1 protein-coding gene is annotated in these 4,700 nt (G+C 70.4%); it reads left to right on the top strand.

The window, feature by feature from the left end; all coding sequences use genetic code 11:
- Positions 1 to 4,700, top strand: a 4,700-nt coding sequence (locus ACWDSL_RS51945) for a type I polyketide synthase (RefSeq protein ID WP_450496591.1), incomplete at both ends; no start/stop codon positions are given.

Consider the following 4,700-nt stretch of genomic DNA (forward strand, 5'->3'; position numbering starts at 1 on the left):
GTCACCACCTACCTCGAACTCGGCCCCGACACCACCCTGGCCACCCTCACCCACCACAACCTCCCCCACCACAACCCCAACGCCCACGCCCTCCTCCACCCCCACCAACCCGAAACCCACACCACCCACACCGCACTCGCCCACCTCCACACCCACGGCCACCCCACCACCTGGCACCACCACACCCCCACCCCCCACCACCCAAACCTCCCCACCTACCCCTTCCAACACCACCACTACTGGCTCAACACCACCACTGCCACCGGTGATATGTCGGCAGCAGGCCTTGAGCCGGCGCGGCATCCCCTGTTGGGCGCGGCGGTCGAGTTGGCCGATGGTGAGGGGCTGCTGTTCACTGGGCGGATTTCTCTCCGTACGCATCCCTGGCTGGCCGACCATGCCGTCGGCGGTGCAGTGCTGCTCCCCGGCACTGCCTTTCTCGAACTCGCCCTCCAAGCCGCCGCCCATGTCGACTGCCATCGGATCGAGGAACTTACGCTCCACACCCCGCTCGTCGTACCGGACAGCGCCGGTGTAGTGCTGCAGGTGGCTGTGGCCGCGCCGAACGAAGCCGGAAACCGAGCGGTGGATATCTACTCGCGCATCGATATCGGTGGCCTCACCGCCGATTCGGCCGGCGAGCCGTGGACGCGTCATGCGGCCGGGTACCTTGCCGACAAGCCTGCCCCAGACTCCGGTGAGTCGGCGGATGGTGTTATGCCCGCGGGCGCATGGCCGCCGCCGGGTGCGGTCGCTGTGGATCTGGAGGGACTGTACGAGCAGTTGGCCGAGGGGGGTTTCCACTACGGTGCGGCTTTCCGCTGCCTGGACGCCGCCTGGCAGCGTGGCGACGAGGTCTTCGCGACCGCCCATATGTCAGAGGATCTGCTGGGCGACACGGCAGCGGTTCGGTTCGCGCTGCACCCCGCGCTGCTGGATTCCGTACTGCACACCATTCCCCTCTTGCCCGCGCTTCAGGGACAACAGGACAGCGGGCTGCCCTTCACCTGGACTGGAGTCACCCTGCGCGCATCCGGGGCGACGGCCCTGCGCGTCCGGCTGAGGCCGGACGGCCATGGCCCGGGTGCGGTGTCGGTCGACGTGTCCGACGAGGTGGGTGAGCCCGTGGCATCGGTCCAGTCCCTGGCCCTGCGGCCGGTGACCAGGGCCGAGTTGCGCACGGCTGAGTCGCGCACAGCCGCCCCGGTTGCCTCCCATGGCTCGCTCTTCGAGGTGCGGTGGGAACCCGTCCCCCACCCCTCGGCGGCCGAAGAAGCTGACCCATGGGTGATGATCGGGGCCGGGCCGATGCCGTGCCCGGCCGAGCACTTCGCCACTCCGCCGGAGCGGACGTACGCCGACCTGGCCGCGCTCTGCGCGGCGCTCGGCGACGACGCGCCCGTTCCCCGGACGGTCGTGGCCTGGTCCTCAGCAGGGAGCGAAGACCAGCCGAGTGAGGCGCTGGGTCACGCCACGCGGCACATGCTGGGCCTAGTGCAGCAGTGGTTGGCAGACAGTCGGTTCGCCGACAGCCGCTTGGTGGTCCTCACCCGAGCCGCGGTGGCCACGGCGTCGGACGACGAGGTGAAAGACCTGGCAGGAGCGGCGGTGCGGGGTCTGATCCGCTCCGCCCAGTCGGAGCACCCCGACCGATTCGTCCTGCTCGACCTGGATGACCGCGCCGCTGATCCGGAAGACCGCCGCCGGACGCTGTCGATGGCCCTGGCCTGCGAGGAACCGGAAGTGGCCGTACGCGATGGAGCCCTGCGCACACCCCGGCTGAGCCCGCTGGTCGACACCGCCACCGAGGCCATGGACGAGCGTCCCTGGGATCCGGACGGCACCGTACTCATCACGGGCGGCACCGGCAGCCTCGGCGCCATGCTCGCCCGCCACTTGGTGGCCACCCATGACGTACGGCATCTGCTGCTGATCAGCCGACGTGGCCTCGATGCCCCGGGGGCCAGGCAACTGGAGGCCGAGCTCGCCGAGCACGGGGCGCAGGTGACCATTGCCGCCTGCGATGCAGCAGACCGGACGCAACTCGCGGGCGCTTTGTCGGAGATCTCCGTCGACCATCCGCTGGCCGCTGTGGTGCATGCGGCAGGCGTACTGGACGACGGGGTGATCACATCCCTCACACCGGAGGGCATGACCCATGTCCTGCGGGCCAAGGTCGATTCGGCGCTCAATCTCCACCAGCTCACACGCGACCTGCCGTTGTCCGCGTTTGTGCTCTTCTCCTCGCTGGCCGGGGTGATGGGCTCGGCAGGGCAGGCCAACTACGCCGCAGCCAACGCCGCCCTGGACGCGCTGGCGAGTCACCGGAGGGCCGCGCGGTTGCCGGCGATGTCCTTGGCCTGGGGGGTTTGGGAGCAGACCGAGGGCATGACCGGGCAACTGGATGCCACGGACCACGCACGGCTCCGCCGCTCGGGCCTGAGGCCGCTGGCCATCAGCGAGGGCCTGGAGCTCTTCGACAAGGCCCTGAGCTGCGGACGCGCCCTGGTGGTGCCCGCCGCACTCAGCACGAAGGAGCTTCAGACATCCGGATCAGTCCCGCCATTCCTGCGCCACCTGACGGGCGTCGCTCCGGCCCGGCCGTCCCGGACCCGCGACGCCTCGGCCGGTGAGCCGACGTCCCTGCGGCGGCGGTTGACCGGCCTCGGGCCGGAAGAACGGCTACGCGAGGTGCTGCGGCTCGTGCGCTCCCGGGCGGCCGCGGTGCTGGGGCACGGCACGGCCGAAGCGGTCCCGGTGGACTCGGCGTTCCGCGACCTGGGGTTCGACTCCCTCGCCGCGGTGGAGCTGCGGAACAGGTTGCAGCAGGCCACCGGGTTGCGTCTGTCGGCCGGCTTGATCTTCGACCGGCCGCGCCCGGACGTGCTCGCCCGTTTCCTGTGTGACGAGTTGGCCGGCGGTGTCTCGGCGGCTGCGGCCGCCCCACCCGCCGCAGCCGTCGGCGGGGCAGTGGGCGAGCCGGTGGCCATCGTCGGCATGGCGTGCCGGTTTCCGGGAGGTGTGCGGTCGGCCGAGGGCCTGTGGGATCTGGTCGCCTCCGGTATGGACGCGGTGGGTGACTTCCCCGCGGACCGGGGCTGGCAGGTGGAGCGGCTCTACGACCCCGACCCGGACCGAACCGGCACCTCCTACACCCGGCAGGGTGGGTTCCTCTACGACGCGGGTGAGTTCGACGCGGCGTTCTTCGGGATCGGCCCGCGTGAGGCGGTGGCGATGGATCCTCAGCAGCGGCTGCTGCTGGAGATCTCCTGGGAGGCGCTGGAACGGGCGGGGATCGACCCAGCGTCGCTGCGGGGGAGTTCGACCGGGGTGTTCGCGGGGGTGATGTACCACGACTACGGCACGCGCCTGCGCGAGATCCCAGAGGGCTACGAGGGCTATATCGGCAATGGAAACGCGGGCAGTGTCGCCTCGGGGCGTGTCGCCTACACCTTCGGCCTGGAAGGGCCGGCGGTCACCGTGGACACGGCGTGTTCGTCGTCCCTGGTCGCCCTCCATCTGGCCTGCCAGGCGCTGCGGTCAGGGGAATGCTCGATGGCGCTGGCCGGCGGTGTCACCGTCATGTCCACCCCCACCACTTTCGTCGAGTTCTCGCGCCAGCGGGGACTGTCCCGGGACGGGCGGTGCAAATCCTTCGGAGCCCGGGCGGACGGTACGGGCTGGGCGGAGGGTGCGGGGATGCTCCTGGTGGAGCGGCTGTCGGACGCCCAGCGCAACGGCCACCGGGTCCTGGCAGTGGTACGGGGGAGCGCGGTCAACCAGGACGGGGCGAGCAATGGGCTGACGGCGCCGAACGGCCCGTCGCAGGAGCGAGTCATCCGCCAGGCGTGGGAAAACGCGGGGGTTGCCGCGGCGGACATCGACGCGGTGGAGGGACACGGCACAGGGACGACGCTCGGTGACCCCATCGAGGCCCAGGCGCTGCTGGCGACGTACGGACACGGGCGGTCGGCCGATCGGCCGTTGTGGTTGGGATCGATCAAGTCCAACGTCGGACACACCCAGGCCGCCGCGGGGGCAGGCGGCGTCATCAAGATGGTGATGGCCATGCGCCACGGGCTGTTGCCACAGACTCTGCATGCCGAGGAGCCCTCACCACATGTGGACTGGTCGGGCGGGACGGTGCGGTTGCTGACCGAGCCGATGGCCTGGCCCGAGCAGCGTCGGATGCGCCGTGCGGGCGTCTCCTCTTTCGGCGTCAGTGGCACCAACGCCCACGTCATCCTGGAACAAGCACCGCCCGCCGCGGAGGCCCACGAACCGGCAGAGCCCCACGCCACCCCCGGCCCACTGCCCTGGGCGATCTCCGCGAAGAGCCCACAAGCGCTACGCGCCCAGGCCCGCCAGTTGCACACGTACCTGACCAACACCCCCGAGGTGAACCCGGCCGACGTCGGTCACACCCTCGCAACGGGCCGCGCCTCCTTCGAGCACCGCGCCGTCGTGGTGGGCCAGGACCGCACCGACTTCCTGCGTGGTCTGGATGCTTTGGCGGCCGACGAGGCCCACACCGCTGTCGTCACCGGTACGGCGAGGAAGACCGGTGACCTGGGCAAGGTCGTGTTCGTGTACCCGGGACAAGGTGGTCAATGGGCCGGGATGGGACTACAACTGCTGGAGACCTCACCCGTCTTCGCCCAATCGATCCACGCCTGCGAACAAGCCCTCGCCCCCCACAC

Source organism: Streptomyces sp. NPDC000941 (assembly GCF_053599555.1).